The sequence below is a fragment of the Polaromonas sp. P1_H6 genome, from assembly GCF_056405195.1.
On sequence record NZ_JBFUCN010000005.1, the window covers coordinates 69,849 to 94,946 of the forward strand.

26 protein-coding genes are annotated in these 25,098 nt (G+C 63.7%); 15 read left to right on the forward strand and 11 right to left on the reverse strand.

Translation table 11 applies throughout. From position 1 onward, the window contains the following. The first annotated feature begins 18 nt into the window (after window positions 1-18). The 3 genes from AC1D1F_RS06460 to AC1D1F_RS06470 all read left to right on the forward strand — a co-directional run bounded on the left by AC1D1F_RS06460 (window position 19) and on the right by AC1D1F_RS06470 (window position 1,208). Window positions 19-306: a hypothetical protein gene (locus AC1D1F_RS06460; RefSeq protein ID WP_477675376.1), complete on the forward strand. Its 288-nt coding sequence runs from the start codon at window positions 19-21 to the stop codon at window positions 304-306. Between the two features lie 59 nt (window positions 307-365). After that, window positions 366-623 (forward strand): hypothetical protein, encoded by a 258-nt coding sequence (locus AC1D1F_RS06465; protein WP_477700676.1) that lies wholly within the window; start codon window positions 366-368, stop codon window positions 621-623. A 261-nt stretch (window positions 624-884) separates the two neighbouring features. Then, entirely contained in the window at window positions 885-1,208 is a 324-nt protein-coding gene (locus tag AC1D1F_RS06470; protein ID WP_477675374.1) for a hypothetical protein, read from the forward strand. 100 nt (window positions 1,209-1,308) lie between these two features. Here the strand turns inward: AC1D1F_RS06470 and AC1D1F_RS06475 are convergent, their stop codons facing one another. Together AC1D1F_RS06475 and AC1D1F_RS06480 are read right to left on the reverse strand one after the other, a co-directional pair. Beyond that, the gene (locus AC1D1F_RS06475) at window positions 1,309-2,292 is read right to left on the reverse strand and encodes a ferritin-like domain-containing protein (protein WP_477675373.1); all 984 of its coding nucleotides are present in this window, start codon (window positions 2,290-2,292) and stop codon (window positions 1,309-1,311) included. Between the two features lie 185 nt (window positions 2,293-2,477). Continuing rightward, a complete protein-coding gene (locus AC1D1F_RS06480; RefSeq protein WP_477675372.1) occupies window positions 2,478-3,206 on the reverse strand; it encodes a glutathione S-transferase in 729 nt (242 codons plus the stop codon). A 209-nt stretch (window positions 3,207-3,415) separates the two neighbouring features. Between AC1D1F_RS06480 and AC1D1F_RS06485 the strand changes: the two genes are divergently transcribed. Beyond that, complete coding sequence (locus AC1D1F_RS06485; protein ID WP_477675371.1) at window positions 3,416-3,760, forward strand: MoaF N-terminal domain-containing protein; 345 nt, start codon at window positions 3,416-3,418, stop codon at window positions 3,758-3,760. A gap of 3 nt (window positions 3,761-3,763) precedes the next feature. Here AC1D1F_RS06485 and AC1D1F_RS06490 read toward each other — a convergent pair whose 3' ends face one another. Next, window positions 3,764-4,432 (reverse strand): DsbA family oxidoreductase, encoded by a 669-nt coding sequence (locus tag AC1D1F_RS06490; protein ID WP_477675370.1) that lies wholly within the window; start codon window positions 4,430-4,432, stop codon window positions 3,764-3,766. Between the two features lie 253 nt (window positions 4,433-4,685). Here AC1D1F_RS06490 and AC1D1F_RS06495 point away from each other — a divergent pair, with 253 nt between their 5' ends. Beyond that, window positions 4,686-6,641, forward strand: a complete 1,956-nt coding sequence (locus AC1D1F_RS06495; RefSeq protein WP_477675369.1) for a PhoX family protein — start codon at window positions 4,686-4,688, stop codon at window positions 6,639-6,641. A 172-nt stretch (window positions 6,642-6,813) separates the two neighbouring features. Then, window positions 6,814-7,863, forward strand: coding sequence for an Ldh family oxidoreductase (locus AC1D1F_RS06500; RefSeq protein WP_477675368.1), 1,050 nt, complete (start codon window positions 6,814-6,816; stop codon window positions 7,861-7,863). Window positions 7,864-7,881: 18 nt separating this feature from the next. On the opposite strand, the gene AC1D1F_RS06505 is transcribed toward AC1D1F_RS06500, so the two are convergent. From AC1D1F_RS06505 to AC1D1F_RS06515, 3 genes are all read right to left on the reverse strand, one after another. After that, window positions 7,882-9,372, reverse strand: a complete 1,491-nt coding sequence (locus tag AC1D1F_RS06505) for a tripartite tricarboxylate transporter permease (protein WP_477675367.1) — start codon at window positions 9,370-9,372, stop codon at window positions 7,882-7,884. A gap of 51 nt (window positions 9,373-9,423) precedes the next feature. Next, window positions 9,424-9,897 (reverse strand): tripartite tricarboxylate transporter TctB family protein, encoded by a 474-nt coding sequence (locus tag AC1D1F_RS06510; RefSeq protein ID WP_477675366.1) that lies wholly within the window; start codon window positions 9,895-9,897, stop codon window positions 9,424-9,426. 85 nt (window positions 9,898-9,982) lie between these two features. Continuing rightward, entirely contained in the window at window positions 9,983-10,975 is a 993-nt protein-coding gene (locus AC1D1F_RS06515; protein ID WP_477675365.1) for a tripartite tricarboxylate transporter substrate binding protein, read from the reverse strand. A 487-nt stretch (window positions 10,976-11,462) separates the two neighbouring features. Between AC1D1F_RS06515 and xylF the strand changes: the two genes are divergently transcribed. The 5 genes from xylF (at window position 11,463) to AC1D1F_RS06540 (ending at window position 16,037) form a co-directional block, all read left to right on the forward strand. After that, window positions 11,463-12,479: a D-xylose ABC transporter substrate-binding protein gene (gene xylF, locus AC1D1F_RS06520; protein WP_477675364.1), complete on the forward strand. Its 1,017-nt coding sequence runs from the start codon at window positions 11,463-11,465 to the stop codon at window positions 12,477-12,479. 98 nt (window positions 12,480-12,577) lie between these two features. Continuing rightward, window positions 12,578-13,765 (forward strand): sugar ABC transporter permease, encoded by a 1,188-nt coding sequence (locus tag AC1D1F_RS06525; protein ID WP_477675363.1) that lies wholly within the window; start codon window positions 12,578-12,580, stop codon window positions 13,763-13,765. Window position 13,766: 1 nt separating this feature from the next. Continuing rightward, on the forward strand, window positions 13,767-14,564 hold the full coding sequence (locus AC1D1F_RS06530) for an ATP-binding cassette domain-containing protein (RefSeq protein ID WP_477675362.1): 798 nt from the start codon (window positions 13,767-13,769) through the stop codon (window positions 14,562-14,564). A 15-nt stretch (window positions 14,565-14,579) separates the two neighbouring features. Further along, the gene (locus AC1D1F_RS06535) at window positions 14,580-15,776 is read left to right on the forward strand and encodes an ROK family protein (RefSeq protein ID WP_477675361.1); all 1,197 of its coding nucleotides are present in this window, start codon (window positions 14,580-14,582) and stop codon (window positions 15,774-15,776) included. 90 nt (window positions 15,777-15,866) lie between these two features. After that, the gene (locus tag AC1D1F_RS06540) at window positions 15,867-16,037 is read left to right on the forward strand and encodes a hypothetical protein (RefSeq protein WP_175456022.1); all 171 of its coding nucleotides are present in this window, start codon (window positions 15,867-15,869) and stop codon (window positions 16,035-16,037) included. A 217-nt stretch (window positions 16,038-16,254) separates the two neighbouring features. Here AC1D1F_RS06540 and AC1D1F_RS06545 read toward each other — a convergent pair whose 3' ends face one another. Next, the gene (locus AC1D1F_RS06545; protein ID WP_477675360.1) at window positions 16,255-16,929 is read right to left on the reverse strand and encodes a hypothetical protein; all 675 of its coding nucleotides are present in this window, start codon (window positions 16,927-16,929) and stop codon (window positions 16,255-16,257) included. A 124-nt stretch (window positions 16,930-17,053) separates the two neighbouring features. Beyond that, window positions 17,054-17,569 (reverse strand): MarR family winged helix-turn-helix transcriptional regulator, encoded by a 516-nt coding sequence (locus tag AC1D1F_RS06550; protein WP_477675359.1) that lies wholly within the window; start codon window positions 17,567-17,569, stop codon window positions 17,054-17,056. Window positions 17,570-17,630: 61 nt separating this feature from the next. On the opposite strand from AC1D1F_RS06550, the gene AC1D1F_RS06555 reads away from it, so the two are divergent. Continuing rightward, window positions 17,631-18,035, forward strand: a complete 405-nt coding sequence (locus tag AC1D1F_RS06555; protein WP_477675358.1) for a GFA family protein — start codon at window positions 17,631-17,633, stop codon at window positions 18,033-18,035. Between the two features lie 31 nt (window positions 18,036-18,066). Here the strand turns inward: AC1D1F_RS06555 and AC1D1F_RS06560 are convergent, their stop codons facing one another. Continuing rightward, window positions 18,067-19,230 (reverse strand): acyl-CoA dehydrogenase family protein, encoded by a 1,164-nt coding sequence (locus AC1D1F_RS06560; protein ID WP_477696405.1) that lies wholly within the window; start codon window positions 19,228-19,230, stop codon window positions 18,067-18,069. Window positions 19,231-19,362: 132 nt separating this feature from the next. On the opposite strand from AC1D1F_RS06560, the gene AC1D1F_RS06565 reads away from it, so the two are divergent. The 3 genes from AC1D1F_RS06565 to fabG are packed head-to-tail and all read left to right on the forward strand — an operon-like array spanning window position 19,363 to window position 23,514. Further along, window positions 19,363-20,571: an acetyl-CoA C-acetyltransferase gene (locus AC1D1F_RS06565; RefSeq protein ID WP_477696406.1), complete on the forward strand. Its 1,209-nt coding sequence runs from the start codon at window positions 19,363-19,365 to the stop codon at window positions 20,569-20,571. 5 nt (window positions 20,572-20,576) lie between these two features. Beyond that, a complete protein-coding gene (locus AC1D1F_RS06570) occupies window positions 20,577-22,724 on the forward strand; it encodes a 3-hydroxyacyl-CoA dehydrogenase NAD-binding domain-containing protein (RefSeq protein ID WP_477696407.1) in 2,148 nt (715 codons plus the stop codon). 46 nt (window positions 22,725-22,770) lie between these two features. Beyond that, window positions 22,771-23,514, forward strand: coding sequence for a 3-oxoacyl-ACP reductase FabG (gene fabG, locus AC1D1F_RS06575; protein ID WP_477678550.1), 744 nt, complete (start codon window positions 22,771-22,773; stop codon window positions 23,512-23,514). A gap of 43 nt (window positions 23,515-23,557) precedes the next feature. Here the strand turns inward: fabG and AC1D1F_RS06580 are convergent, their stop codons facing one another. Together AC1D1F_RS06580 and AC1D1F_RS06585 are read right to left on the reverse strand one after the other, a co-directional pair. Then, complete coding sequence (locus AC1D1F_RS06580) at window positions 23,558-23,956, reverse strand: hypothetical protein (RefSeq protein ID WP_477696408.1); 399 nt, start codon at window positions 23,954-23,956, stop codon at window positions 23,558-23,560. Between the two features lie 100 nt (window positions 23,957-24,056). Beyond that, entirely contained in the window at window positions 24,057-25,046 is a 990-nt protein-coding gene (locus AC1D1F_RS06585; protein WP_477678548.1) for a hypothetical protein, read from the reverse strand. Between the last annotated feature and the right edge of the window lie 52 nt (window positions 25,047-25,098).

The window sequence follows — 25,098 nt, forward strand, 5'->3', positions numbered from 1 at the left end:
TCACTCAAGGAGACCTGTATGCCTTCGAACCAGAATGATCCGAAACGGAACAATCCCCAAGCCCAGGACAAACAGCAGCAACAAGGCCAGCGTAACCAGCCCGGCCAGCAGGACCGCCAGAACGTCAACCAGTCCAGCGATGCGCAATTGAACCAGGGCCAGGGCAACCAGCGCCAGGGGCAGCAAGGCCAGCACGGCAGCGCCCAGAACAACCAGCAGAAGCAGTCGCGCAACCAGTCCGAGCGCGATGAGAACATGGAGCCCCAGGACTCCGGCAGCCGGCAGTCGGGACGCAGCAACAGCTGATAGCGCTGTGGACCGCATTTCCCCAAAAGACAAGTAGAGGCCATGTGCCTCCGCTTTTTTTGCGCCCAGACAAAAGGGTTTGCGAGGCCCCCATGAACCAGCCCGATGAAATGGACCTGACGCTCTACCTGCAGACCGAGGGCCGCCGGCTCGCGGCGGAACTCGCGAAGCAGCGGGCCGCTCCTGCCTCCCGGCCCTCCTCTGCCCAGCAGCAATGCGCCTCGGCGCAGTCCGGTAGCCAGCGTCCCGCGCGCAGCCTCAGCGAAGCGCTGCAGCGCATGGGCGTGGCCGGCGCGCATCCGCGCCGCCGCCTGTAGGTCGCCGCCGCGACTTGCCCGCGGGCACTGGCCTTGCGCCTGCCCGCGTCCTATCATTCAGGCAGCGCACCCGCATGCGCCTGGAGACACCATGAAGCCCCTCTTGCCCTTCACACTGGCCGGCTTGCTGCTTTTGTCGGCTTGCCCCGATCCCAAATCGCCGAAGGCTCCTCCCAAAGTACCCGAGCCCAAAGCCGCTGTCGACTCGGCCCTGGCCCCACTGCCGGCGCAACCCGCAGCAGCACATCGCAACGCGCACGCATGAAGCCCCTCCGGTGCGCCTTCGTCCCCCTGTTCACGCTGCTGTGCGGCGCCTGGCTGGCCGGCTGCGCCGCCACCAGCGACCCTCTCGTGCAGCGCGTCACCGTCGAAGGCCGGACCTACCTGCTCAGCCCGTTGACCGCCGGGACCTGGACGGCCACGGCGCCAGCCGCGAGCCCCATTTCCACCACGCCTTCTGTGCGCACCGCCCTCCTGACAGCGATCGAGCAACGCTCTGGCTGCAAGGTCACCGATGCCGACTATTCACGCGGCGGCATGCAGCTGGATGCACAAGTGGATTGCGCAAGCCGCCTCAAAAATTAAGCGGACTCCGGCGAAAAAAAGGGGCAGCCTGCGCCGCCCCTGGTTTGCCGAGCCTCGAGTGCCGGCAAGAAACTTCAAGAACCTTCGTGAAGCCGGTGCTTTATTTCGATGCCTTTAATGCATCGCGCAGTGCTTTGACCTGGTCATGGTTGCGCTGCGCACCCCGGGCCTGGCGTTCCACCATCGCCCTGATCGACGACGGCAGGTTTTGTTTCAAGGCCTTGCGGTAGCGCGCCACGGCGGCGTCTTCGCCGCGCTCACATTCATTGAGCATGGCCTGGTCGCTGTAAGCACTCAGCGTTGCCCGCACGGACACCCATCCGCGGTGCAGCGCGCCGGCCATCGAGCCGCCGTCATCGGGCTTGCCGCCCAGCTGGCGTATCAAGGTCTGCAACTCCAGGCCCGCGGCCCGGCATTCGCCGGAATGGCGGTGCAGCAGCACCTTGATGTCCTCGGAGCGCGCGTGCTCGGCGCATTCGCGGAAACCGTACTCGCCGTCACGGCAGGATTCCAGCAGGTCGTTGAGCGTGTCGACGATTTCCTCGTCGTCCGCAACGCCGGCAGCGTCGGCGTTGCTGAGGCTTGTGTCGCTGCGGGAGGCAGCGGTTTCATAAGCGCTGACCTGGTCGTGCGCGCGGTTCCAGGCCGCGCGGCTGGCCTGGCGGGCCTGCGGCCAATCCAGGGTCGAACGTCCCCTGTAGGTATCCCAGCGGTCCGCCAGGCGCATTTCGGCCTCCTCGAACGAGCCGGGGTAATCGCGCCGTCCTTCCACGCCCAGCCGGTAGGCGGGCGCATAGTCGTCAAAGGGGCGGCCCATTTCGTAATAGGGCTCCAGCGTGTGCCTGTCGCGCCACAAGGCTTCCGCAGCCGTGGGATCCAGTGCTTCGGCGGCTTCCTTGCCGCCCATGCCACCGGCGATCGCACCAGCCACGCCGCCGACAACAGCGCCGGCGGGGCCGGCCACCACACCGGCGGCCGCGCCTGCGGCAACGCCGCCCATGGCCGCGCCTATGCCGGTGCCCACCGGATGTGAGCCGGGCTCCTTGCTGATCGGGTCAAGATTGGGATCGTGTTCTTTGGCCATGTGTATCTCCTTTGTCGAACGCGGGTTTGAAAGACGTCCGGGCCATTACTCTTCATCACCTGGCCGGACACTGGCCACCATGGTCTCGCGCGGTGCAAGGCCTCATGGTCAGGCAAGCACAGACAGGCATGTAGGAGAGCGCCGCGCGGAAATGCGCGCCGCTGGCGACCGTGAGCCGCACCCTTTCAGGCATCAAGCTCCGGGTAGCGGCGGAAGATGCCGTCCTCGTTGAAAGGGATGCGCCGCTCGCTCGCGAGGTAGGCGGCCACACGCCTGTGCTTCGCCACACCGTCATGCAGGTCCATCACCCGCGATGCATGGTTCAGGGCACGGCGGGCGGCCTTGGGAAAGGCATACAGCAGCCCTTCCACCAGCTGGAAAAGTGAAAGATCGGCATAGCTCAGGCGGCCGCCCACCAGGTGCGCATCACCGCGCGGGTTTCGCTCGAGCACGGTTTCAAACCAGGCCAGGAATTTTTTGATGCGCGCCGTCCTGAACTCCTTCGCGCGCCTGAGCGCTTCCTTCTTCTGGTCTTCGTAATAAAGGCCGGTGCCCACCGGGTGATGTGAGTCGTGCGCTTCGGCCACGATGTCGGCAATGGTGAGCTGGATCTGGTGCGTCCAGAGGCGGGCCGTTTCGCTTTTACCGACCAGGCCCAGGCGCGGGCCCAGGTACAGCAGGATGGCGGCCGACTGGCCGACGATGGTCTTGCCGTCGACCAGGAAAGGCGGCGCGAAGGGCGGATGCCGCACGCCGGCGTTTTCCATGAAGTAGGTCATCGCGGGAATGCCCTGCCCGTCTTCCTCGCAACCGCGCGCCACGTCCACATAGTCGGCGCCGGCGGCCTCCAGCGCCAGCCTGGCAAATTCGCCGCGCCCCTGGATGCCGGGCCAATAATGAAGTTCGTAAGGCATGAATGAAACTCCTGTGAGGGTCGTTTCATTCTGCGTGAAACCATGGCTTGAATCTACGGTAAATGCCGCTGCGTCCGCTTGTCCTACGAAGATTTCGCCCTCCTCCGACAAGCCGCCGCCAGGAGCGGAACTACGTTGAAGCTACGTCCATCCAGGCCTGCACGCTATAGCGCCCAAGGCTTGTTTCCGGCGTTATTTCTGGAGTTCCCATGACAGCCTCCACCCTCCCCGCATCCCTGCACGGCAAAACCCTGCGCTGGACCTTCAAGGACGGCCCGACACGGGGCCATACCTTTGAGCACACCTTTGCCGGCGACGGCTCCCTGACCTGGCGCGGCGCGGGCCCGGAGGCCAAAGACCACCACGAAAACGCCAGCGCCGCCGTGAAAGTGTCGGACGACGTGCATGTGGTGTCCTACCTCTCCAGGGAGAGCGGCTACACGCTGACGGTGGCTCTCAACCTCACGACCGGCCAGGCCATCGGTTTTGCTTCCAACGGCAAGGACTGGGTGCAGCAGTCGGGTACCTTCGAGGTCGTAGGCGCCAGCCGTTAGCCGTTAAGCACCGGCAGCGATCTGCCTCAAAGCCTGCTCAAACACTTCCACCGGTTGCCCGCCGGAAATCAGGTGGCGGTCATTGATGATGACGGCCGGCACCGAATGGATGCCCTGGGTCAGGTAGAACTGTTCGCGTTCGCGCACCTCGCGCGCGTACTCGCCTGAAGCCAGCACTTCCCGTGCACGGGCCTCATCCAGGCCTGCCTCCACAGCCGCCTTCACCAGCACCTCGTGCGAGGCCGGGCTCTGGCCGTCGGTGAAATAGGTTCTAAACAGCAACTCCTTGAGCGCCTTCTGCTTGCCCGCGCCTTCGAGCTCGGCCCAGTGCAGCAGCCGGTGCGCGTCAAAGGTGTTGTAGATGCGGCTGCGCCCGCCGCCGGGCTCGTCGGCCATGCTGAACTTGAAGCCGACCTGCGCGCCGCGGGCGCGTATGTTCTCGCGGTTGGCCTGAGCCTGCCCGGCCGAGATACCGTATTTCTGGGTGATGTGCTCGGTGATCTCCTGGCCCTCGGGCGCCATCTTGGGGTTGAGCTCAAAGGGTTGGAAATGCAGTTCGGCCTGGATGTCGCCGCGCACACGCTCCAGCGCCTGGTCCAGCGACTTCAGGCCAATCACGCACCAGGGGCAGGAAACATCGGACACAAAATCGATCTTGAGTTGGGTGGTCATGGGACTAGTCTTGGGAGTTGTTCTGCTTCTGCGTTAGCCGGATTTTGGCCCGCAATGGCTCAGCTTGCGGTGCGCCCCGGGATATTCAAGTACCCGATGCGTGGTTAATCCACGGGCGCCGCCGCAGGCCGGAGCCTTCTATGGCAGCTCGTTTCAAGAAACTGTCACACAAGCTTCCTAAGATTCCCGCAGCGCAGCATGACCGCAGCTTCGCGATCATCCCCACCTGAAGAAAAACTGGAAAACACCAATAATGTCCGACCTGGCCACCCCCTCCCTCCCGTCCCGCCGCACCGCCCTGAAGTTCCTGGCCACCGCGCCCATGCTGCCGCTGGGCGCCCTGGCCTCCAGCAGCCTGCTGTCGGGCTGCGCCACCAGCGGCCCCGCCGCCGCCGGCAATTACCTGTCTTCAAGCTTCACGTCCATGGCCGCGCCCTCGCTGGCCGACACGGCCGCCATGGCCACCACCACCGTGGGTTCCAGCCTCCAGGTCCGCCTCAAAGACAACAGCACGCAAAGCTACAAGCTCGCCTACCAGCCTTTCTTCGTCACCGGCGACATGGTGCCGGACGGCAAGGGCGGCACCATCCTGAGCGGCGGCTATGTGGACATCAACAACCAGCCCATCATCGACCGCTCGGTGCCCGGCAAGGAACGCCAGATGTTCTCCGACTCGCCCGACGGCACCTCGCTGCTGGGCCTGCCCAATGCCAACGTGCCCGGCGTCAAGGGCAAGGCGGTCTTCGCCGTCGTGCAGTTTGAATACACCACGCGCGACCAGGCCGGCGCAGATGCCTACGGCAACCTGCCCTCGCCCATCGCCGTGCTGACGCTGGACCAGGACCCCGCCACCGGCAAGCTCAGCCTCGTGAAGTACCACAACGTTGACATGTCCAAAGCGCACGGCCTGTGGATCACCTGCGGCGCCAGCCTGTCGCCCTGGAACACCCACCTCTCCAGCGAAGAGTACGAGCCCGACGCGCCTTTCGCCGCCGAGAGCGCGCAATTCAAGAAGTTCAGCAAGAACGTCTACGGCGACGAGACCAAAGCCAATCCCTACCACTACGGCCACCTGCCTGAAGTCACCGTGCACCCCGATGGCACCGGCACGGTCAGGAAGCACTACAACATGGGCCGCATCTCGCATGAGCTGGTCCAGGTCATGCCCGACAACCGCACCGTGCTGATGGGCGACGACGCCACCAACAGCGGCCTCTTCGTCTTTGTGGCCGACCGCGAGAAAGACCTCTCGTCCGGCACGCTGTACGTCGGCAAGCTGGGCAGCGGCTTCTCGGTCGACCCGGCCGCCGAAGGCGCGAAGATCTCCTGGATCAAGCTGGGACACGCCAGCAGCGCCGAGATCGAAAAGATGGCCGACACGCTCAAGCCGGCCGACATCATGACGGTGCTCAAGGCCGACCCGTCGGACGCCAGCTTCACCAAGGTGTTCTACGGCGGCAACGCCAACTGGATCAAGGTCAAGCCCGGCATGGAAAAAGCCGCCGCCTTCCTCGAAACCCACCGCTATGCCTACCTCATGGGCGGCAGCATGGGTTTTTCCAAGATGGAAGGCACGACCGTCAACATCAAGGACAAGGTCGCCTACTCGGCACTGCAGAACATGCAGGACTCCATGGTCAAGACCGGCAAAGGCTGGAACGCGGCCAGCGGCATCGCCCTGGACAAGGCCCTGATCGCCGGCGGCGTGATGATGCACAAGCTGGACGGCGGCCAGAAAGATCTGGGCGGCAACGCCATCAACAGCGAGTGGATGCCGGTGCACACCAAGGCCCTGCTGGTCGGTGAAGACATCGCCGCCGACGCGCTGGGCAACAAGGCCAACCCCAACAAGGTCTCCAACCCCGACAACCTGAAGTTCTCGGAAAAGATGCGTACCCTCTTCATCGGTGAAGACAGCAGCACCCACGTCAACAACTTCATCTGGGCCTACAACGTCGACACGAAACAGCTGTCGCGCCTGATGTCCATGCCCTCGGGCGCCGAGGCCACCGGCCTGCACGTGGTGGACGACCTGAATGGCTGGACCTACATCATGAGCAACTTCCAGCACGCCGGTGACTGGATCCCGGCGCTGCACGGCAAGGTGCAGGCCGTGCTGGACCCGCTGGTGCGCGCGAACTACAAGGACCGCTTCGGCGCGGCCGTCGGCTACCTCACCGCCGACCCAAGCAGCATCAAGCTGGGTTAAGAGCGGAGCCGCTCTGTTTCAAGAGCTGCGACTCATCTCACCACCGTTCGCCCTGAGTTTGCCGGAGCAATCCGGCAGCCTCAGGGCGAACTGCATTGGCAAGCCCTTCTTCCCTAAAATGCCTGCAAGCCCGCGGCGCATCGCCTGGGCACCACGGCCCAACGGGAACCCCATGCACTACCGCTACAACGACCTGATCCACTACGCCCAATCCCTGCTCACCGCCGCCGGGCTTGAGCCTGCCAAGGCCACAGCGGTTGCGGAAATCCTGGTCGAAGGCGACCTGATGGGCCACAACACCCACGGCCTGGCCCTGCTGCCGGGCTACCTCGGCGAACTCGAGTCAGGCTCCATGGAAAAACTTGGAGCGCCCACCGTGCTGGCCGACCGTCCAGCCGCGCTGACCTGGGACGGCCGCCGCCTGCCCGGCCCCTGGCTGGTGCTGGAAGCCATGGCGCTGGCCGCCGAACGCGCCGCCATCCAGGGCACTTGCACCGTGGTGATACGCCGCAGCCACCACATCGCCTGCCTGGCCGCCTACCTGAAACGCGCCACCGACAAAGGCCTGCTGATGCTGCTGACCTGCTCAGACCCCAACACCGCCAGCGTCGCGCCCTTCGGCGGGCTGGATGCGGTGTTCACACCCAACCCGGTCTCGGCCGGCATTCCCACGGGCGGCGTACCGGTGCTGATGGACGTCTCCACCTCGGCCACCACCAACGGCCTGACCAACCGGCTGCACAAGGAAGGCAAGCGCCTGCCCGCCGCCTGGGTCATGGACGGCCACGGCGCGGCCAGCGACAACCCTTCCGTGCTGTTTGAAGAACCCAAGGGCACCATCCTGCCGCTAGGCGGCATGGACTCCGGCCACAAGGGCTACGGCCTCACGCTGCTGGTCGAGGCCCTGACCGGCGGGCTGGCCGGCCACGGACGCGCCGACCCCAAGGAAGGCTGGGGCGCGACGGTGTTTCTGCAGATCATGGACCCGCGCGCCTTCGCCGGCCTTGATGCGTTTGAGCGGCAGACCGGCCACGTCGCCGACGCCTGCCGCGCCTCGCGCGCGGCGCGCGAAGGCACGGCCGTGCGCACGCCCGGCGAGAAAGGCATCGCGCTGGCCGCGAAGCAGAAGGAAACCGGCGTGGCGCTCTACCCGTCCATCCTGCCGGCGCTGGCCAACTGGGCCATCAAGCTCGGCGTGACGGAGCCCGCAGCCGCGAACTGAAGCGCGACGCGGCCGGGCTCAGGCCAGCCTGCGCCGCCGTAGCCGGCCCATCACCAGCGGCATGGTCCAGACCAGCAGCGTGACCACCGCCAGCGAGGCCGCGATCGGCCGGCTGACAAAGGCCATGAAGTTGCCGTCGGCCTTGATCATGGAGGTGATGAAGTTCTCCTCCAGCATGCCGCCCAGCACCACGCCCAGGATGGCGGGCGAAATCGGGAAGTCGTTTTCCTCCAGCAGGTAGGCGATCAGGCCGGCCACCAGCATCACGGCCACGTCAAACACCGAGTTGTTGATGGCGAAAGTGCCCACGATGCAGAACAGCAGGATGACGGGCATGAGGATGTTGCGCGGCACCTTGAGGATGTTCCTGGCTGCCTTGATGCACAGGATTCCCAGCGGAATCATGATGATGTTGGCCAGGATGAAGATCAGGAAAATCGCGTAGATGTTTTGCGGGTTGGTCGTGAAGAGCGTCGGCCCGGGGTTCATGTTTTTCATGTAAAGCACGCCGATCACGATGGCCGTGATGGAGTCGCCCGGGATGCCGAACACCAGCGCCGGTATCCACGCGCCGGCCAGCGCGCTGTTGTTGGCCGATCCCGATTCCACAATGCCCTCGACGTGGCCGGTGCCGAATTTTTCCGGCTCCTTTGAAAACTTCTTGCTCATTGCATAGGACATCCACGCCGCGATGTCGGCGCCGGCGCCGGGCAAGGCGCCCACCGCGGTGCCCAGCACGCTGCCGCGCAGTATCTGCACCGGGTATTTTTTTGCGAGGGCCCACTGCCCCTTGAGCACATTGCCCACCTGCTCCACCACCAGTTCGGCCGGGGGGCTGGTGTCGGCCACGTAGCGGATGATCTCCGAAATGGCGAACATGCCGATCATCATGGAAATCATGCCGATGCCGCCCATCATCTCGGCGTTGCCGAAAGTGAAGCGCGGAAAGCCGCCTGGGTTGTTCAGGCCGACGCAAGCCACCATCAGGCCCAGGAACAGGGAGATCACCCCCTTGAGCGGGCGGTCGGAGGTGATGAACACCGCGCAGGTCAGGCCCAGCAGGACCAGCCAGAAGTATTCGAAGGAGCTGAAGCGGATCGCGAAATCGGCGAGGGCCGGCGCTGCGACGATGAGCACCACGGTGCCGAACAGGCCGCCCACCGCGGAAAACACCAGGCCGGCGCCCAGCGCGACTTCAGCCTGGCCCTTGCGTGTCAGCGCGAAGGCTTCATCGGTGTACGCGGCCGACGCCGGCGTTCCCGGTATGCGCAGCAGGCAGCCCGGAATGTCGCCCGAAAAAATCGCCATGGCCGTGGCGGTCACGATGGCGGCCACCGCGGGCACCGGCGCCATGAAAAACGTCACCGGCACCAGCAGCGCGGTGGCCATGGTGGCGGTCAGGCCCGGAACGGCGCCGACAAAAAGGCCGTAAACGGCGGCGACCACCATCACCATCAGGGTGTAGGGTTCGAACACCATGAAGAAAGCCTGGCTCACTGCAGTCCACATAAGGGTCAGCTCCTGAAGCGTTGTTGCTGCGCGCGGGTTCCCGGGCGCGGCCTACCAGCTGTAGTTGACAAGAATGCCCCACGGCAGCGGCACACGCAGCAGCTTGTAAAACATGAAGTGAATGACCAGCGTGGTGACCGCGGCGACCAGCAGCGATTTGCCCAGGGGCACGCGCAACACGCAGAACATGGCCCAGAGGATGAGCGTGGCCGTGGGCAGAAAGCCCAGCTTTTCTACCGCGAAGATGTAAAACAGCACCGAAGCCACCAGCAGCACAAAGCCCGCCACATGCCGCGGGGACCGCGTCCAGTCGCCGGGCAGCACCCAGGGCGCTGCCTTGCGCGCACGCCAGCCGCGCACGATCAGGACCAGGCCGCAGACAAGAATGCTGGTGGCGACCAGTCCGGGAAACAAGGCGGGGCCCACCTGCTGGCCCGGGATCGTCGGGTAGGACTTGACCGTGAAGAGGACCAGCGCTCCGAGGATGGCCAGGACCAGCCCGAAGAAGGCGTCATTGATTTTCATGCGAAGGCTTTCGGGTCGGGCCGGAAACCGGGAAGGGCAAGCCCTCCGGCTTCCGCGCGTTGGAAATGCCGCGCCGCAAGGCGGCTTACTTGGCGATGCCCACGGCCTTCATCGTCGCGCCGAGTTCGGCATCCGACTTGGCCATGAATTTGGCGAAATCGTCGGGTCCCGCGTAGATCACGCCGAAGCCGCGGGTCGCCATGAAATCGGTGTACTCCTTGCTGGCCACGATCTTCCTGAGGGCCCCACTGATCTTGTCGCGCGCCTCTGCTGGTATGCCCTTGGGCGCGACGATGCCGCGCCACGCGGCCATGGTCCAGTCGCTGCCGGTCGCGGCCTTGAGCGTGGGCACGTTCGGGTACAGCGCCGAGGGCTTGTCGTTCATGATCACCAGGCTTTTGACCTTGCCGGCATCGATCAGCGAGCGCGCTTCTGGCAGCGACACCGGCGCGATCTCGACACCGCCGGCGATCATGTCCTGCAGGCCCGGGGCCGCGCCGTTGCTGGGAACCCAGGGCACCGCGGCCGGGTCGATTTTCTGGTCGCGCAGCATGCCCGCGATGGCCAGGTGCCAGATACCGCCCTGCCCGGTCCCGGACGCCTTGAACTTGCCGGGGTTGGCCTTGACGGCGGCCAGCAGGTCGTTGATGGTTTTATACGGCGCATCCGCCCGCACCTGCACGCCGGCCGGGTCGGCATTGACCAGGCCCAGCGGCGTGTAGGACGCACCGGAGAGCTCGGTCAGGCCTTGCCAGTGCATCATGCTGATCTCGACCGTGGCCATGCCGATGGTGTAGCCGTCCGCGGGAGCCGAGGCGATGGCGGCATGGCCCACCACGCCGTTGCCGCCGGTGCGGTTGACCACGGTGACCGGCTGGCCGAGTTCTTTTTCGAGCAGGCTTCCCACGATGCGGGCCGTGGCATCCGTGCCGCCGCCCGCGCCCCAGGGCACGATCAGCGTCACCGGGCGGCTCGGGTAGCCCTGCGCGGCAACCGGAAGCGCGGCGGCAGCCAGTGCCAGGCAGGCCGCTGCGCCGGCGGCGCGTGCAACAAAGGAACGACGGGAAGGGGCGAGCATCGATGTCTCCTTGGATGGCACGGGAGGGACCCGTGTGTTTTTGAAGTCACTCACTGAAGTCATTCACGCGGCAGGCAAGCTGCCTTGCGAAGCCGCTGACTCTAGAACAATTGCCATCCCGGGGCACTAGGGTGAACCATGGTAAACGTATGACGATTGACAAATGCTCACATCCCACCCTGCCCGCACTGGCCGGCTGGGCTATCAAGCACGGTGCGGCGAGCCGCTTGCCGCCCCCTGAAGCGCAGGTTTTTCGCAAGAGAACCGGCCGCTTAGCACCTTGGCATTACAGAAACTTTCCAAAACGCCCATGCAGCCTCGCATGCCGGGGGTTTCTCCCTAGACGCGGAATTTTTCAGCCTCCACATAATTAGTGCGTCGTTCAAACTAATTGCAAAGTGCTGCGTTTGCAGCGGAACGATGACCGGGATTCAGTTGAGTTTTAAAAACCACATGCCTGATCTGGGCAGAACCATCGGAGACACAAATGAAATTAAAAGCATCTCTTACTGCAATGGCACTCAGCCTGGCCGCCGCCGGCGCATTTGCGCAGGTGACGGTGGGCGTCAGCTGGTCCAACTTCCAGGAGGAACGCTGGAAAACCGACGAGACCGCCATCAAGACGCAGCTTGAAAAGCTGGGCGCCAAGTACATCAGCGCGGATGCCGCCGGCTCTCCCGAAAAACAACTGGCGGACATTGACGGGCTGATGGCCAAGGGCGCCAAGGTCCTGATCGTGCTGGCCATGGACAAGGACGCCATCCTGCCCGCCGTGAACAAAGCTACCAAGCAAAAAGTGCCGGTCATCGCCTACGACCGCCTGATCGAGGCGCCCGGCGTGTTCTACATCACCTTCGACAACAAGGAAGTCGGCCGCATGCAGGCGCGTGCCGTGTTCCAGGCCAAGCCCAAGGGCAACTACGTGATGATCAAGGGCTCCCCCACCGACCCGAATGCCAATTTCCTGCGCGAGGGCCAGCAGGAAATCATTGACGCCGCCGTCAAGAAAGGCGACATCAAGATCGTGGGCGAGGAATACACCGAAGGCTGGAAACCCGAAGTCGCGCAGAAAAACATGGAGCAGATCCTGACCAAGAACGGCGGCAAGGTCGATGCCGTGGTCGCCTCCAATGACGGCACCGCCGGCGGTGTCGTGGCGGCGCTGAGTTCCAAGGGCCTCAAGGGTGTGCCGGTGTCGGGCCAGGACGGCGACTTTGCCGCCCTGAACCGCGTGGCCCTGGGCACCCAGACCGTGTCGGTATGGAAAGATGCGCGCGACCTCGGCAAACAGGCGGCCAGCGCGGCCGTCAGCCTGGGCGCCGGCAAAAAAGTCGAAGGCGCGACCTCCTGGAACGGTGGCGAGAAAAAGGTGGCCCTGCAGGCTCAATTCCTCAAGCCCGTGCCTGTCACCCGCGACAACCTTGACGTGGTGGTGAAGGCCGGCTGGATCAAAAAAGAGGAACTCTGCAAGGGAGTCACCGGCAACGTTGCCGCCTGCAAGTAAGCAAGTAACACAGCTTTCAACCACCTGCTCCCCGTCCTGCGCAAGCAGGCAAGGCAACCGGCCCGCGGGTTGCCGGGGAGCACTGCACCCTCAAGACCATGCAACTTCCTGCCCGATTCCTGCACAACGCCGCCGTCGACTGGCGGCTGGTATTCATGGGGTGCGTGCTCGCCGTCCTGGCGGGCGTATTCCAGGCCCTGTCGGGCGGCATTTTCCTGTCGCCTGAAAACCTCTACAACATCGCCCAGCAAACCGCCGTGGTGGGCATCGTGTCCACCGTCATGGTCCTGATCATCGTGGCACGGCATATCGACCTGTCGGTCGGCTCGGTGATCGGTTTTGTCGGCGTCCTCATCGCCTATCTTCAATACACCCTGGGATGGTCCTGGCCGGCGGCGTCACTCGCCGGGCTGGCCGCGGCGCTGGTGGTGTCGGTGTACCAGGGGTGGCTGACGGCCATGCTGGGCGTTCCGTCTTTTGTGGTCACGCTGGGGGGCTTGATGTCCCTGCGCGGCGCGGCCTTTCTGGTGGCCGACGGCAAGACCCAGCCCGTCAGCGACGAAATATTTTTGCAACTCGGCGGCGGCTATGACGGCGGCATCGGGGTGACCGCCACCTGGGTCCTGACCGCATGCGTCAGCCTGGTGCTGGTGCTTCGCATGCTGTTGCGCCGCCGCGCCTCCACACGCCACGAGATGCCCAACCAGCCCGTATGGGTGGACGTATTGCTGGTGGCCGCACCTGTGCTCCTGCTGACCGCATTTGCCGCGGCCATGAACAGCTACCTGGTCCCCAACAAGGACGCGCCCCAGGGTATCCCGATCCCGGTGCTGATCTGGGCAGCCGTGGCGGTGGTGATGTCCTTCATCTCCCAACGGACCCGTTTCGGCCGCTATGTCTACGCCATGGGTGGCAACCCCGATGCCGCGGTGCTGGTCGGCATCCCGGTCAAGCGGGTCACGCTCATGCTGTTTGCCCTGCTTGGCGTGCTCATCACCATCGCGGCCATCGTGTCGGTGGCCCGCCTGAACGCTGGCACCAATTCGCTGGGCACCGGTATGGAACTGTTCGTCATTGCCGCCGCCGTGATCGGCGGTACCGCGCTGGCCGGCGGCAGCGGCACCATCATCGGCTCGGTGCTTGGCGCGCTCATCATGCAGTCGCTCGATAGCGGCATGCTGCTGCTGGATGTCTCCATCGGAAAACGCATGATCATCATCGGGCAGGTGCTGATTGTCGCGGTAGTCTTCGACGTGCTCTATCGCAAGTGGGTGCAGGAAAGCTGACATGCAAACCATGCAAACCACCCAAGCCACCACTGAACCCCTGGTCGAATTCAAGGACATCCGCAAGGCCTTTGGCGGCGTCCATGCCGTGGACGGCGTGAACCTGAACCTGTACGCCGGCGAGGTTGTCGCCGTGCTGGGCCACAACGGCGCCGGCAAATCAACGCTGATGAAAATGCTGGCCGGCGCTTTCCCGATCGATTCGGGCGAGATCCATGTGATGGGGCAGAAAGTGAATCTGCGGAGCCCGGCCGATGCGCAGCAGCAGGGCATCGAAACCATCTACCAGACGCTGGCCCTCGCCGACAACCTGGATGCCGTGGCCAACCTGTTCCTGGGCCGCGAAAAAATGACGGCGTGGAACACCCTGGACGACTACTTCATGGAGGCTCAGGCACGCAAGGTGTTCGGCCGCCTGAACAAGAACTTCACCAACATCCATACCCCGGTGCGGCGCCTGTCGGGCGGGCAGCGCCAGGTGGTGGCAATCTCGCGCGCCATCTATTTCAATGCCCGCATCCTGGTCATGGACGAACCCTGCGCCGCCCTGGGCCCGGAGGAGTCCGCCATGGTGGCCAGGCTGGTGCTCCAGCTCAAGGCCGAAGGCGTGGGCATTTTCCTGATCACGCACGACATGCAGGATGTCTTTTCGCTCAGCGACCGCCTCTCGGTGATGAAAAACGGCCGCATGGTCGGCACTTACCGCACGGCCGACCTGAACGAAGACCAGATCCTCGGCATGATCATCGCCGGCAAGCAGCCGGAAGGACGCGCGCAGGCGCCCCACCGCATCGACTGAACCATGCCAACGGCCATGAAAACCACAGGTGACCAGCAGCTCGTCAAGCGCATCAATCGCAGCGTGCTGATGCGCCTGCTGCGCAACCAGCCGGGCCGCTCGCGCGCGCAACTGGCCAACTACAGCGGCTTGACCAAGTCGACCGTCAGCCTGCTGGTGCGCGAACTCATCGACGAAGGCTGGCTCAGTGAAATCAGCATGGCCGCCGCCAATGGCGTCGGGCGGCCCTCCACTCCCCTGCAAATCGACTGCCGGTCGCGCGGCCTGATTGGCGTGGAAGTGGCGGTCGATACCTTGCGGGTAGCCAGCGTGTCGCTGCTGGGGCAGGTGCTGTGGTCAACGCAGGAGCCTTTGCGCAGCACCCGGCCGCAGGACGTCTGCAGCCGGATCGCCCAGCTCACGGTGACGGCCCAGGAGCAGCTGGTGTCGCGCGGCGCGCAACTCTCGGGTATCGGCATCGGCCTGCCCGGCGCGTTTGACGAGGCCACCGGCGTGGTCCGCTTTGCCCCCAACCTTGGCTGGCGCAACGTCGACTTTTTGCCGCAGATCACCCAGGCATTGGTGCATGCGGGCCTGCCCCCGGTACCGGTGCACGTACAAAACGAAGCCGACACCGCCGCGCTGAGCGAATACGAGTTTTCCGAAAACGACGGCAAGGACTCGCTGATTTTTGTGAGCTGTGATGTCGGCGTGGGCGCGGGCATCGTGCTCAACGACCGCTTGTTCACCGGCATGCGGGGCATGGCCGGCGAGATCGGCCACAGCGTTCTGGAACTCGACGGTCCCCCTTGCTCCTGCGGACGGCGCGGGTGCGCGGAGACCTTCATCGGTTCAGGCGCCCTGGGCCAGCTGGCGAATGTCGAACGGTCAGGGCACTACCTGGGCGTGCTGCTGCAAAACCTGTGGACCACCTTCGATCCCAGCGTGCTGGTGGTGGGCGGCTCGTCATGCCACCATTTTCCCGACATGGTGAAGGTTGCCCAGGAGACGCTGCAAAACTACGCCACCGCTGCCGGCGTCGCCGCTCCCACGGTGCGCGTCGCGCGTTATGGCTTGCTGGCCTCCGCGGTGGGTGCCGCCGCCATGGTGCTGCACCAGTACCTGCGCCCCATGCATCCGACCGGCCGCCTTGCGGGCAACGGCCAGCCTGCGCGGGACCCAGCGCTGCTCCAGGCGCCGCGCACCTCGGGCGAGCCAGCCTGCGCCCGGTAGGCCTGCGCTGACACGCATCGGCGCTTTTCCCCGATAAGGCGCCACGCGCCCGGCGCGCACAGTGAAAGCACTGCATTTCTGGAGAAGAAAATGTCTTTTGCGCTGTACATGCTCGGGTTCGTGATCTTCCTGGCCGGCGTCATCTGGGGCGCCGTGGAAGCCGGTGTGCCGCATCTCTACATCGGCATAGGCGCGTTGATCTTCCTGGGCATAGGCATCTTCAGCGCCGTGAGCCGCACGCGCAGCAAAGATCCGTCCTAGGAATCTGTCGGCTTTAGTTCCTCCCGGCTCTTCCGGACGATGAGGGTATTCGGGACAAGCTCTGTAGTCCAAACGAGAGCCTGACCCGATGAGCCGATTCGTCCCTGTTGACCGAGACACCTCCTGCCAGTTTTGTCACATGCCATAACTCTCCCGGTCACGATCCCGGAATCGCCGGTCACGTTGGGTCGAAATACGGTGGCAATGAAGTGGCGATTTAAGATCCCTGGGAGGAGCTGGCCGGCCGTGAAACGTCAGACGGTTTCAGTGTGGTCCTGCACTTCGTCCAGGTCTCAGAATCAAGATATTGCTTAAGGGTACGGACATCAGAAACCGGATGTCCGCCTCGTATGGCTTTCTCCGTAACGGAAAGAGTCTTCGGCTTTGGTTCGCTCGACTCCCCCCATTCAAGTGCCGTCAATAGATTTTGTGTGAGTTCGGACAGAATTTCACTTGACTGCTCAACCTCTTCCCAACCAACCGCTAGTTGCTTGAAAACTGCAACGTTATACGCAGCGGGGTTCGCTCTGCAGTAGTCTTCTGATTGGGCTTTCCCAACAATCAAGTAGATGCTGCCCTTAAAAAAACCAATTGAGAGCGGCCGTCCATAGCCTCGCGCGTGAGACTCCAGGTCTGTGCGCCATTCAATGCGCAAAGTGGATTGTGTCAACCGCTCATCGACGATGGAGCGGTACCCGTCAGCACTGATGTGCGGCCACACGTTGTTGCGCCGCAGCTTTCGATCCACTAGAACGCGCTGCCCAGTGTTTAGGACAACCTCTTCCTTGAAGGTCCAATACTCCGGGTTTTCACAACCCTGAAGCACCACAAGCATTACCAAGGACAAGCATAGACTTCGGGCGCAATTTAAAAATACCATGAAGGTGGACATACGGTTAAGAAGGGAGGTAAATCCCTGTGTTTTTCAATAGCTTAGGCCTCATCTTCGCTCATCATGTTACGTCGACAGCACAGCGCCTCCTCAACCAACGCATCCGCTTGAACCCAGGCGGCGGCTATTCCTGCGGCGCTTCCTGCGCCATCAAGGCCCGCTGCAATTGGCCCAGCACAGCGCTCGCCGCGAGCAGCTGGGCCTCATCCATCCCCGAAGCCAAGGCATTGGCCCATACTTTCTGGCCGGCCTGTATGGCCTGCAACGCCTTGCCGCCTTTGGGCGTAAGCCGCAGCAGTTTGGCGCGCGCGTGGGCCGGATTGTCTTCATAGGCGCAGAGCCCGCCCTCCACCAGCAAATCCGCCACGCGCTGCACGCTTTGCCGCGTGAGGTTCATGGCGCGCGCGATCTGCGCCACTGACAGCGGCGCGTCCTCCACCGCAGCCAGCACCTGCCAGCGTGACGAAGTCTGCCCGGCAGGCGCGGCCAGCGCGTCACCTGCCGCAATCAACAGGCCGTTGAGCTGCATCACCTGCACCACCAGCCAGCTCAGGGTGTTGGCGGCCGGCGTGCGCTCTACCGCTTCGTTGGCAACTCTTAATTTGACAGCATGCTGTCGTTTAACTATACTTCCAGACATGACAACATTCTGTCATATCCAGCCCACCCATACACCCGCCCGCCTGAAAGGAACTCCCGCCATGCTGAAAACCTACACCGGAAGCTGCCACTGCGGCGCCGTCCGTTTTGAAGCCGACATCGACCTCGGCAAGGGCACCGGCCGCTGCAACTGCTCCATCTGCACCAAGACCCGCAACTGGGGCACCATCATCAAGCCGGACGCCTTCCGCCTGCTGGCCGGCGAGAGCGAACTGAGCGACTACCAGTTCGGCACCAAAAGCGGCCATCATTTGTTTTGCAAGCACTGCGGCGTGCGGCCTTTCGGCCGGGGATATATCGAGCAGATTGGCGGCGACTATGTCTCCATCAACATCGCCGCCCTGGACAACGCCGAGCCGGCCGAGCTCATCGACGCACCCGTCAACTACTCGGATGGGCGCAACAACGCCTGGTGGAACACCCCTGCGGAGACGCGGCACTTGTAAGAGCGGCTCTTAGGCCATTTAAAACCGGGCGCTACTTCGCGCCCAGTCCCATGGCCCGCGAAATCACCTCTTTCATGATTTCGTTGGTGCCGCCGTAAATGCGCTGCACGCGCGCGTCGGCATAAGCGCGCGTGATCGGGTACTCCCACATGTAGCCGTAGCCGCCGAAAAGCTGCACGCATTCGTCCATCACCTTGCACTGCAGGTCGCTGCACCAGTACTTGGCCATGCTGGCGGTCGCGGTGTCCAGCTTGTCCTGCGCCACGAGCTCCACGCATTTATCGACAAACACGCGCGCCACCTGAACCTCGGTCTGCAGTTCGGCCAGCGTGTAGCGTGTGTTCTGGTAGCTGGCCACCGGCTGGCCGAAGACCTTGCGCTCTTTCACATAGGCCAGCGTCCAGTCGATTGCCGCCTGCGCCGAAGCCACCGCCGTGATGGCGATCTGCAGGCGCTCCCAGGGCAGCTGCTCCATCAGGCAGATAAAACCGCGGTTCTCATGCGCCTCGCCGCCCAGCAGGTTTTCCGCCGGTACCTTCACGTCGGTGAAGAACAGCTCCGAGGTGTCCTGTGCCTTCAGGCCCAGCTTTTTGAGCCGCTTGCCGGTTTCAAAGCCCGGCATGCCGCGCTCCACCAGCATCAGGCTGGTGCCCTTGGCGCCGGCCGCCGGGTTGGTCTTGGCCACCACGATGACCAGGTCGGCATGCCAGCCGTTGGTGATGAAGGTCTTGCTGCCGTTGAGCAGATAGCTGCCGTCGGGCTGCTTCAAGGCCGTGGTTTTCACGCCCTGCAGGTCCGAGCCGGCCGCGGGCTCGCTCATGGCAATGGCGCCCACCATCTCGCCGCTGGCCAGCTTCGGCAGGTACTTCTGTTTCTGCGCCTCGGTGCCGTAATGCAGGATGTAGGGCGCGACGATCTCGCTGTGCAAGCTGTAGCCAATGCCCGAGAAACCGCCGCGGCCCAGTTCCTCCATCTGGATCACCGAATACAGCTTGTCCGCGCCCGAACCGCCGTATTCCTCGGGCATGGTCATGCACAAAAAGCCGTTCTCGCCGGCCTTGTTCCAGACCTTGCGGTCCACGTAGCCCTGCTCCTCCCATTGCTCGTGGAAGGGCGCGATTTCCTTGTCCATGAAGCGCCGGAAGGCGTCGCGAAAGGCTTCGTGGTCGGTGCTGAAGAGGGTGCGTTCGATCATGGTGTCACCTGGGTAAGGCTGAGGGATAAGGCTGGGGAAGTATTTATACAAAGCGTCCGCTTTGTGAAATGAATATACTTCAACAGCCTCCCCTCCCGCATCCCCATCATCCCTGCCTTCCCGAGGAAAGCCATGAGCACCGAAGCCTTTATCTACGACGCCATCCGCACACCGCGCGGCAAGGGCAAAAAAGACGGCAGCCTGCACGAGGTCAAGCCCGTCAACCTGCTGGCCGGCGTGCTGGCCGAGCTGCAGCAGCGCAACGGCTTTGACACCGCCGCCGTCGACGACGTGGTGATGGGCGTGGTCTCGCCGGTCGGCGAACAGGGCGCGGTCATCGCCAAGGTGGCCGCGCTCAAGGCCGGCTGGGACTTCCGCGCCTCCGGCGTGCAGATCAACCGCTTTTGCGCCTCGGGCCTGGAGGCCGTGAACATGGCCGCGCAGAAAGTGCGCTCCGGCTGGGAAGAGCTGGTGGTGGCCGGCGGCGTGGAGAGCATGAGCCGCGTGCCGATCGGCGCCGACGGCGGCGCCTGGGCGCAGGACCCGGAAACCAACAGCGCCACGCTGTTCGTGCCCCAGGGCATAGGCGCCGACCTGATCGCCACGCTCGAAGGCTTCAGCCGCGCCGACGTTGATGCCTTCGCCCTCGAAAGCCAGCAGCGCGCCACCAAAGCCCGCGCCGCCGGCTATTTCGCGAATTCGGTCGTGCCGGTGAAAGACTTCCTGGGCCAGACCATCCTCGGCGAAGACGAATTCATCAAACCGCAGACCACACTCGAAGGCCTGGCCTCGCTCAAGCCCGCCTTCGACCAGCTGGGCGCCATGGGTTTTGACGCCGTGGCCTTGCAGCGCTACCCGCAGGTAGCACGCATCCACCATGTGCACCATGCCGGCAACTCATCCGGCATCGTCGACGGCGCGGCCGCCGTGCTGGTCGGCTCGGAAGCCGCCGGCAAGACCCACGGCCTGAAGCCGCGCGCCCGCATCGTGGCCGCAGCGCTCAGCGGCGCCGACCCGACCATCATGCTGACCGGGCCCATGCCCGCCACGCGCAAGGCCCTGGCCAAGGCCGGCCTCACGGTGGACCAGATCGATTTGTTCGAAGTCAACGAGGCCTTTGCCGCCGTGGTGATGCGCTTCATGAAAGAGATGAAGGTGCCGCACGACAAGGTCAACGTGAACGGCGGCGCCATCGCCATGGGCCACCCGTTGGGCGCCACCGGCGCGATGATCCTGGGCACGCTGGTTGATGAACTGCACAGGCGCAAGCTGCGCTACGGCTTGGCCACCTTGTGCGTGGGTGGCGGCATGGGCATTGCGACCATTGTGGAAAGAATCTGAACGCCATGAAGACCATCCAGTACCAGATCGAAGGCGGCATCGCCACCATCACCTTCGACGAGCCCGGCTCCCCCGTCAATACCATGTGCCGGCAATGGCAAGACGACCTCAGCGAAGTCACCGCCCAGGTGGTGAAAGACAAAGCCGGCCTCAAAGGCATCATCCTCGCCTCCGCCAAATCCACCTTCTTTGCCGGCGCCGACCTGAAGGCGGTCATGCGCCTCACGCCCGCCGACGCGCCCAAAGCCTATGCCGAAGTCGAGCGCGTCAAGAAAAACTTCCGCACGCTCGAAACCCTGGGCATCCCTGTCGCCAGCTGCCTCAATGGCACGGCGCTGGGCGGCGGCTGGGAGGTGGCGCTGGTCGGCCACTACCGCGTGGCGGTGGACGACAGCAAGACACAGTTCGGCCTGCCCGAGGTGACACTGGGCCTGCTGCCAGGCGCCAGCGGGGTGACCAAGATGACGCGCCACCTGGGCCTGATGGGCGCGCAGCCCTACCTGGTCGAAGGCAAGACCTTCAATCCGCGCCAGGCACTGGAGCTGGGCCTGGTGCATGAACTGGTGGCCGACGCCGGCGCGCTGCGCGCCAGGGCCCTGGCGTGGCTGGCCGCCAACCCGCAGGCGCAACACCCCTGGGAAGCCAAGGACTACAAAATCCCCGGTGGCACACCCGCCAACCCCAAGATCGCCGCGGCCCTCAGCGTCGCGCCCGCCATGCTCAAGAAGCAGACGCGCGGCCTTTACCCGGCGCCCGAGGCCATCCTGGCCTGCATGGTCGAAGGCACACAGGTGGACCTCGAGACAGCCTTGCGCATCGAGAGCCGCTACCTCGCCAGGCTCATGACCGGCACGAACGCCAAGGCCATGATCAACACCTTCTTCTTCAACATGAACGCCATCAAGAGCGGGCAGTCGCGCCCGCCGCGCGTGCCCAAGTTCCGGCCCAACAAGGTCGGCATCCTGGGCGCCGGCATGATGGGCGCGGGCATCGCCTACGCGCAGGCCAGCCGGGGCATCGCAACCGTGCTCAAGGACGTGAGCCAGGACAAGGCAGAGGCCGGCAAGGCCTACAGCAGCAAGATCACCGCGCCGCGCGTCGAGAAAGGCCGCATGACGGCCGCCGAACAAAGCGCCCTGCTCGCGCGCATCAGCGCGACCGGCCTGGCCGTCGACCTGGCCGGCTGCGAGCTCATCATCGAAGCCGTGTTCGAGCGCCGCGACCTCAAGGCCAAGGTCACGCAGGAGGCAGAACCCCTGCTCGCGCCCGGCGGCTTCTTTGCCTCCAACACCTCGACCCTGCCCATCTCCAGCCTGGCCACGGCCAGCGACCGGCCTGAGAAGTTCATCGGCATCCACTTCTTCAGCCCGGTCGACAGGATGAAGCTGGTCGAGATCATCCGCGGCCAGCAGACCGACGACGAGACCGTGGCCCGCGCCTTTGACTATGTGCAGGCCCTGGGTAAGATCCCCATCGTCGTCAACGACTCGCGCGGCTTTTACACCAGCCGCACCTTCGGCACCTTTGTGATGGAAGGCGCGGCCATGCTGGGCGAAGGCATTCCCGCCGCCGCCATCGAGAACGCCGGCATCCAGGCCGGCATGCCCGTGGGCCCGCTGGCCGTGCTCGATGAAACCGCGCTCTCGCTGAGCGTGCACGTGCTGGACCAGACCCGCACCGACTTCAGCGCCGAAGGCAAAACCTACACCGCCACGCCCGGCGAACTGCTGGTCGAGCGCATGGTCAAGGAATTGCATCGCCCCGGCCGCGCGGCCGGCGGTGGTTTCTACGACTACCCGCCAGAGCCCGGTGCGAAGAAACAGCTGTGGCCCGAACTCAAGCCTTTGTTCGAGAAGCCCGGCGCTGCCTGGAATATCGAGGAACTCAAGGACAGGCTGCTCTATCGCCAGGCCGTGGAGACCGCCCGTTGCCTCAGCGAAGGCGTGCTCACCACGGTGCACGACGCCAACATAGGCTCCATCTTCGGCATAGGCTTCCCGGCCTGGACCGGCGGCGCCATGCAGTTCATCTATGGCATGGGGCTTGAGGCTTTTGCCCGGCACTGCGCGGAACTGGCCGCTAAATTCGGGCCCGGCTTTACGCTGAGCGACGCGGTCAAGGACGCGATACGCAAACACCAGCCGGTATATTGAGCGGCCTCACTCCCCCTCTCCCATTCACCTCAACTTTCTCCATTTCATGCCAAGACTCCACAACAAGATCAGCCTCATCACCGGCGCCGCCCAGGGCATAGGCCTGGCCACCGCCCTCAAGTTCGCGAAGGAAGGCGCCACCGTCATCGTCTGCGACGTCAGGCAGGCCGGCGTCGACGACGCCGTCAAACAATGCCAGGCCCTGGGGGCCCAGGCCGTCGGTTATGTGATGGACGTGACCCAGCGCGCCATGGTCGACGCCGTGGTCGGCAAGGTCAAAGACCAGTTCGGCCGCATCGATGTGCTGGTCAACAATGCCGGTATCACCCAGGACGCGCGCTTGCAGAAAATGACGCTGGAGCAGTTCGACAAGGTGATCGACGTGAACCTGCGCGGCGTCTTCCATTGCGCACAAGCCGTGGCCGACACCATGGTGGCCCAGGGCAGCGGCGTGATCCTCAACGCAAGCTCCGTCGTCGGCATCTATGGCAACTTCGGCCAGACCAACTACGCCGCCAGCAAATTCGGCGTGATCGGTTTCACCAAAACCTGGAGCCGCGAACTGGGCCCCAAGGGCGTTCGCGTCAACGCCGTCGCGCCGGGTTTTGTCGCCACGCACATCCTGGACACCATTCCAGAGAAAGTCCTCAAAGAGATGGAAGCCCACGTGCCCCTCAAGCGACTGGGCCAGCCCGAAGAGATCGCCAATGTCTACGCCTTCCTCGCCAGCGACGAGGCCAGTTATGTCAATGGGGCGGTGATTGAGGTGTCTGGGGGGATGTCGGTTTAGGCAAAGGCGAAACCGTTTGGGTACCCCAGCAACCAAACATCAACTAGTCACCTTTCAATACATAAACAGAAACGTCACCGTTATCGTTCAACAAAAGCTTCTTCTCAAAAAGTCGGGCATCCAGATGCTTGTATCTAATGCCCTCACTGTCTACGGCCTCCAGCGCCATCGTCAGGACCGAGCTTTCAACGGAATACTTGAAAGGCCACGCGCCCATGCCAGCCCTCCTTGAATGGAAATAAGTGCCGGTTCCATCCGCATGGAGCTTGATCACGACCTCCATGAATCCTTTGACACTTTTCTGATCAATCCACTCGCCATAAATTTCAGCCGCTAAATGAACTTCACTGGTGCTTGGCCAAAGCTCTCTCAATTCCTCCTGGCTCGGCGCTTTAATTAACTTGTTTGCGGCGTCTACGGTTTTTGACAAGATCGATGACATGGTTTTCTCCTAAGGTAATAAAACGGGTACGGGCCCGCAAACGATTCCAGATATACAGCCAGCAAAGGGCCCCTCGGGCCAGGAGCTGCCGCCCAGACTCCTAGGCATGACGTATCACGTGCAGTTCGAAAATCCAGTCATGAAGTCGTACATTCACGTTGATACCGCTGGACTCCCAATCAAACCAGCCAATCTCACTCAGGTCTTGGTTGTATCCAAGCTCGCGCAGTAAGTCCGTGAAGTGCTTGTGCATGCGCGCTTCCGGGAGTTCGGTGCGCAGCTCCAATTCAAGGCTCTGTTTGTTGCCTGGCGCGTTCCATATATTGATGCGCAACTGATCGTCCAGGTCACGCGCCGTCAATACTTTTCCCTCTATGCCAACCCGAAACTCATGGCCAGTCCAATCGGGCAGGGCCGCAATGTGGCTTATCAATTCCGCATAGGTGTGCCCCAGCATCTGGTCCAAACCAACGGCATCGATGAGGCCCATGGGAAGATCGGCAGGCAAGGCATCCACGAGCCCGCGCAAAGGTGTGCTGAGGAATGCCTTGTTCTCTTTTTGAACCTTGCGGCGCAGCTTTTCGTCCGCCTTGGGATCAATTCTCTGGCCCTCATCCAGCGGCTCATACGACGCGGTTTGCAAAACCCCCTGCGCATCGCAAACCCATTTGGCCATCCACGTGAAGCCCTTGCCGGCCGCTTCCAAGCCATCCACAGGCAGGCTGTGCAGCAGTGCCAACAGGTAGGCCGCCGCGTCGGCCGTGCCGTTGTCCGTGCCACCCAGCTCGACGCTGAGCTTCTTGCTACCGCTGACCTGCAGGTACGCGCTGGCATCTTCCAGAGCGCCGCATACCGCATCCAGAAATGGAACTCCGGCAGGGCCGTATTCCGAGCACGGCAGCAGCAGCGCGGCGACTAACGCGTGCGCCTCTTTTTTGCTGCTCGGTGCGCCATTGAGTGCCACGGTAACTATCTGCCGCACGGCGGCATAGTCATCCTCACCAAGTGCCGAGGCCAACTTGGCGATGAACTCGCGCGCGGGCTTCTCCGCGCTGGCGATTTTTATCTTGACGGTGAACTGCTCGGACATGTGGAAACCTGTTCCTGCGTGGTTGGCTGATGGAGCCGCTCAGGCCCCATCA

What these genes read in the sequence shown, in the direction of transcription:
- AC1D1F_RS06460 (WP_477675376.1), top strand. Translation starts at nt 19, where the DNA reads ATGCCTTCGAACCAGAATGATCCGAAACGGAACAATCCCCAAGCCCAG.
- AC1D1F_RS06470 (WP_477675374.1), top strand. Translation starts at nt 885, where the DNA reads ATGAAGCCCCTCCGGTGCGCCTTCGTCCCCCTGTTCACGCTGCTGTGC.
- AC1D1F_RS06475 (WP_477675373.1), bottom strand. Translation starts at nt 2,292, where the DNA reads ATGGCCAAAGAACACGATCCCAATCTTGACCCGATCAGCAAGGAGCCC.
- AC1D1F_RS06480 (WP_477675372.1), bottom strand. Translation starts at nt 3,206, where the DNA reads ATGCCTTACGAACTTCATTATTGGCCCGGCATCCAGGGGCGCGGCGAA.
- AC1D1F_RS06485 (WP_477675371.1), top strand. Translation starts at nt 3,416, where the DNA reads ATGACAGCCTCCACCCTCCCCGCATCCCTGCACGGCAAAACCCTGCGC.
- AC1D1F_RS06490 (WP_477675370.1), bottom strand. Translation starts at nt 4,432, where the DNA reads ATGACCACCCAACTCAAGATCGATTTTGTGTCCGATGTTTCCTGCCCC.
- AC1D1F_RS06495 (WP_477675369.1), top strand. Translation starts at nt 4,686, where the DNA reads ATGTCCGACCTGGCCACCCCCTCCCTCCCGTCCCGCCGCACCGCCCTG.
- AC1D1F_RS06500 (WP_477675368.1), top strand. Translation starts at nt 6,814, where the DNA reads ATGCACTACCGCTACAACGACCTGATCCACTACGCCCAATCCCTGCTC.
- AC1D1F_RS06505 (WP_477675367.1), bottom strand. Translation starts at nt 9,372, where the DNA reads ATGTGGACTGCAGTGAGCCAGGCTTTCTTCATGGTGTTCGAACCCTAC.
- AC1D1F_RS06510 (WP_477675366.1), bottom strand. Translation starts at nt 9,897, where the DNA reads ATGAAAATCAATGACGCCTTCTTCGGGCTGGTCCTGGCCATCCTCGGA.
- AC1D1F_RS06515 (WP_477675365.1), bottom strand. Translation starts at nt 10,975, where the DNA reads ATGCTCGCCCCTTCCCGTCGTTCCTTTGTTGCACGCGCCGCCGGCGCA.
- xylF (WP_477675364.1), top strand. Translation starts at nt 11,463, where the DNA reads ATGAAATTAAAAGCATCTCTTACTGCAATGGCACTCAGCCTGGCCGCC.
- AC1D1F_RS06525 (WP_477675363.1), top strand. Translation starts at nt 12,578, where the DNA reads ATGCAACTTCCTGCCCGATTCCTGCACAACGCCGCCGTCGACTGGCGG.
- AC1D1F_RS06530 (WP_477675362.1), top strand. Translation starts at nt 13,767, where the DNA reads ATGCAAACCATGCAAACCACCCAAGCCACCACTGAACCCCTGGTCGAA.
- AC1D1F_RS06535 (WP_477675361.1), top strand. Translation starts at nt 14,580, where the DNA reads ATGAAAACCACAGGTGACCAGCAGCTCGTCAAGCGCATCAATCGCAGC.
- AC1D1F_RS06540 (WP_175456022.1), top strand. Translation starts at nt 15,867, where the DNA reads ATGTCTTTTGCGCTGTACATGCTCGGGTTCGTGATCTTCCTGGCCGGC.
- AC1D1F_RS06545 (WP_477675360.1), bottom strand. Translation starts at nt 16,929, where the DNA reads ATGTCCACCTTCATGGTATTTTTAAATTGCGCCCGAAGTCTATGCTTG.
- AC1D1F_RS06550 (WP_477675359.1), bottom strand. Translation starts at nt 17,569, where the DNA reads ATGTCTGGAAGTATAGTTAAACGACAGCATGCTGTCAAATTAAGAGTT.
- AC1D1F_RS06555 (WP_477675358.1), top strand. Translation starts at nt 17,631, where the DNA reads ATGCTGAAAACCTACACCGGAAGCTGCCACTGCGGCGCCGTCCGTTTT.
- AC1D1F_RS06560 (WP_477696405.1), bottom strand. Translation starts at nt 19,230, where the DNA reads ATGATCGAACGCACCCTCTTCAGCACCGACCACGAAGCCTTTCGCGAC.
- AC1D1F_RS06565 (WP_477696406.1), top strand. Translation starts at nt 19,363, where the DNA reads ATGAGCACCGAAGCCTTTATCTACGACGCCATCCGCACACCGCGCGGC.
- AC1D1F_RS06570 (WP_477696407.1), top strand. Translation starts at nt 20,577, where the DNA reads ATGAAGACCATCCAGTACCAGATCGAAGGCGGCATCGCCACCATCACC.
- fabG (WP_477678550.1), top strand. Translation starts at nt 22,771, where the DNA reads ATGCCAAGACTCCACAACAAGATCAGCCTCATCACCGGCGCCGCCCAG.
- AC1D1F_RS06580 (WP_477696408.1), bottom strand. Translation starts at nt 23,956, where the DNA reads ATGTCATCGATCTTGTCAAAAACCGTAGACGCCGCAAACAAGTTAATT.
- AC1D1F_RS06585 (WP_477678548.1), bottom strand. Translation starts at nt 25,046, where the DNA reads ATGTCCGAGCAGTTCACCGTCAAGATAAAAATCGCCAGCGCGGAGAAG.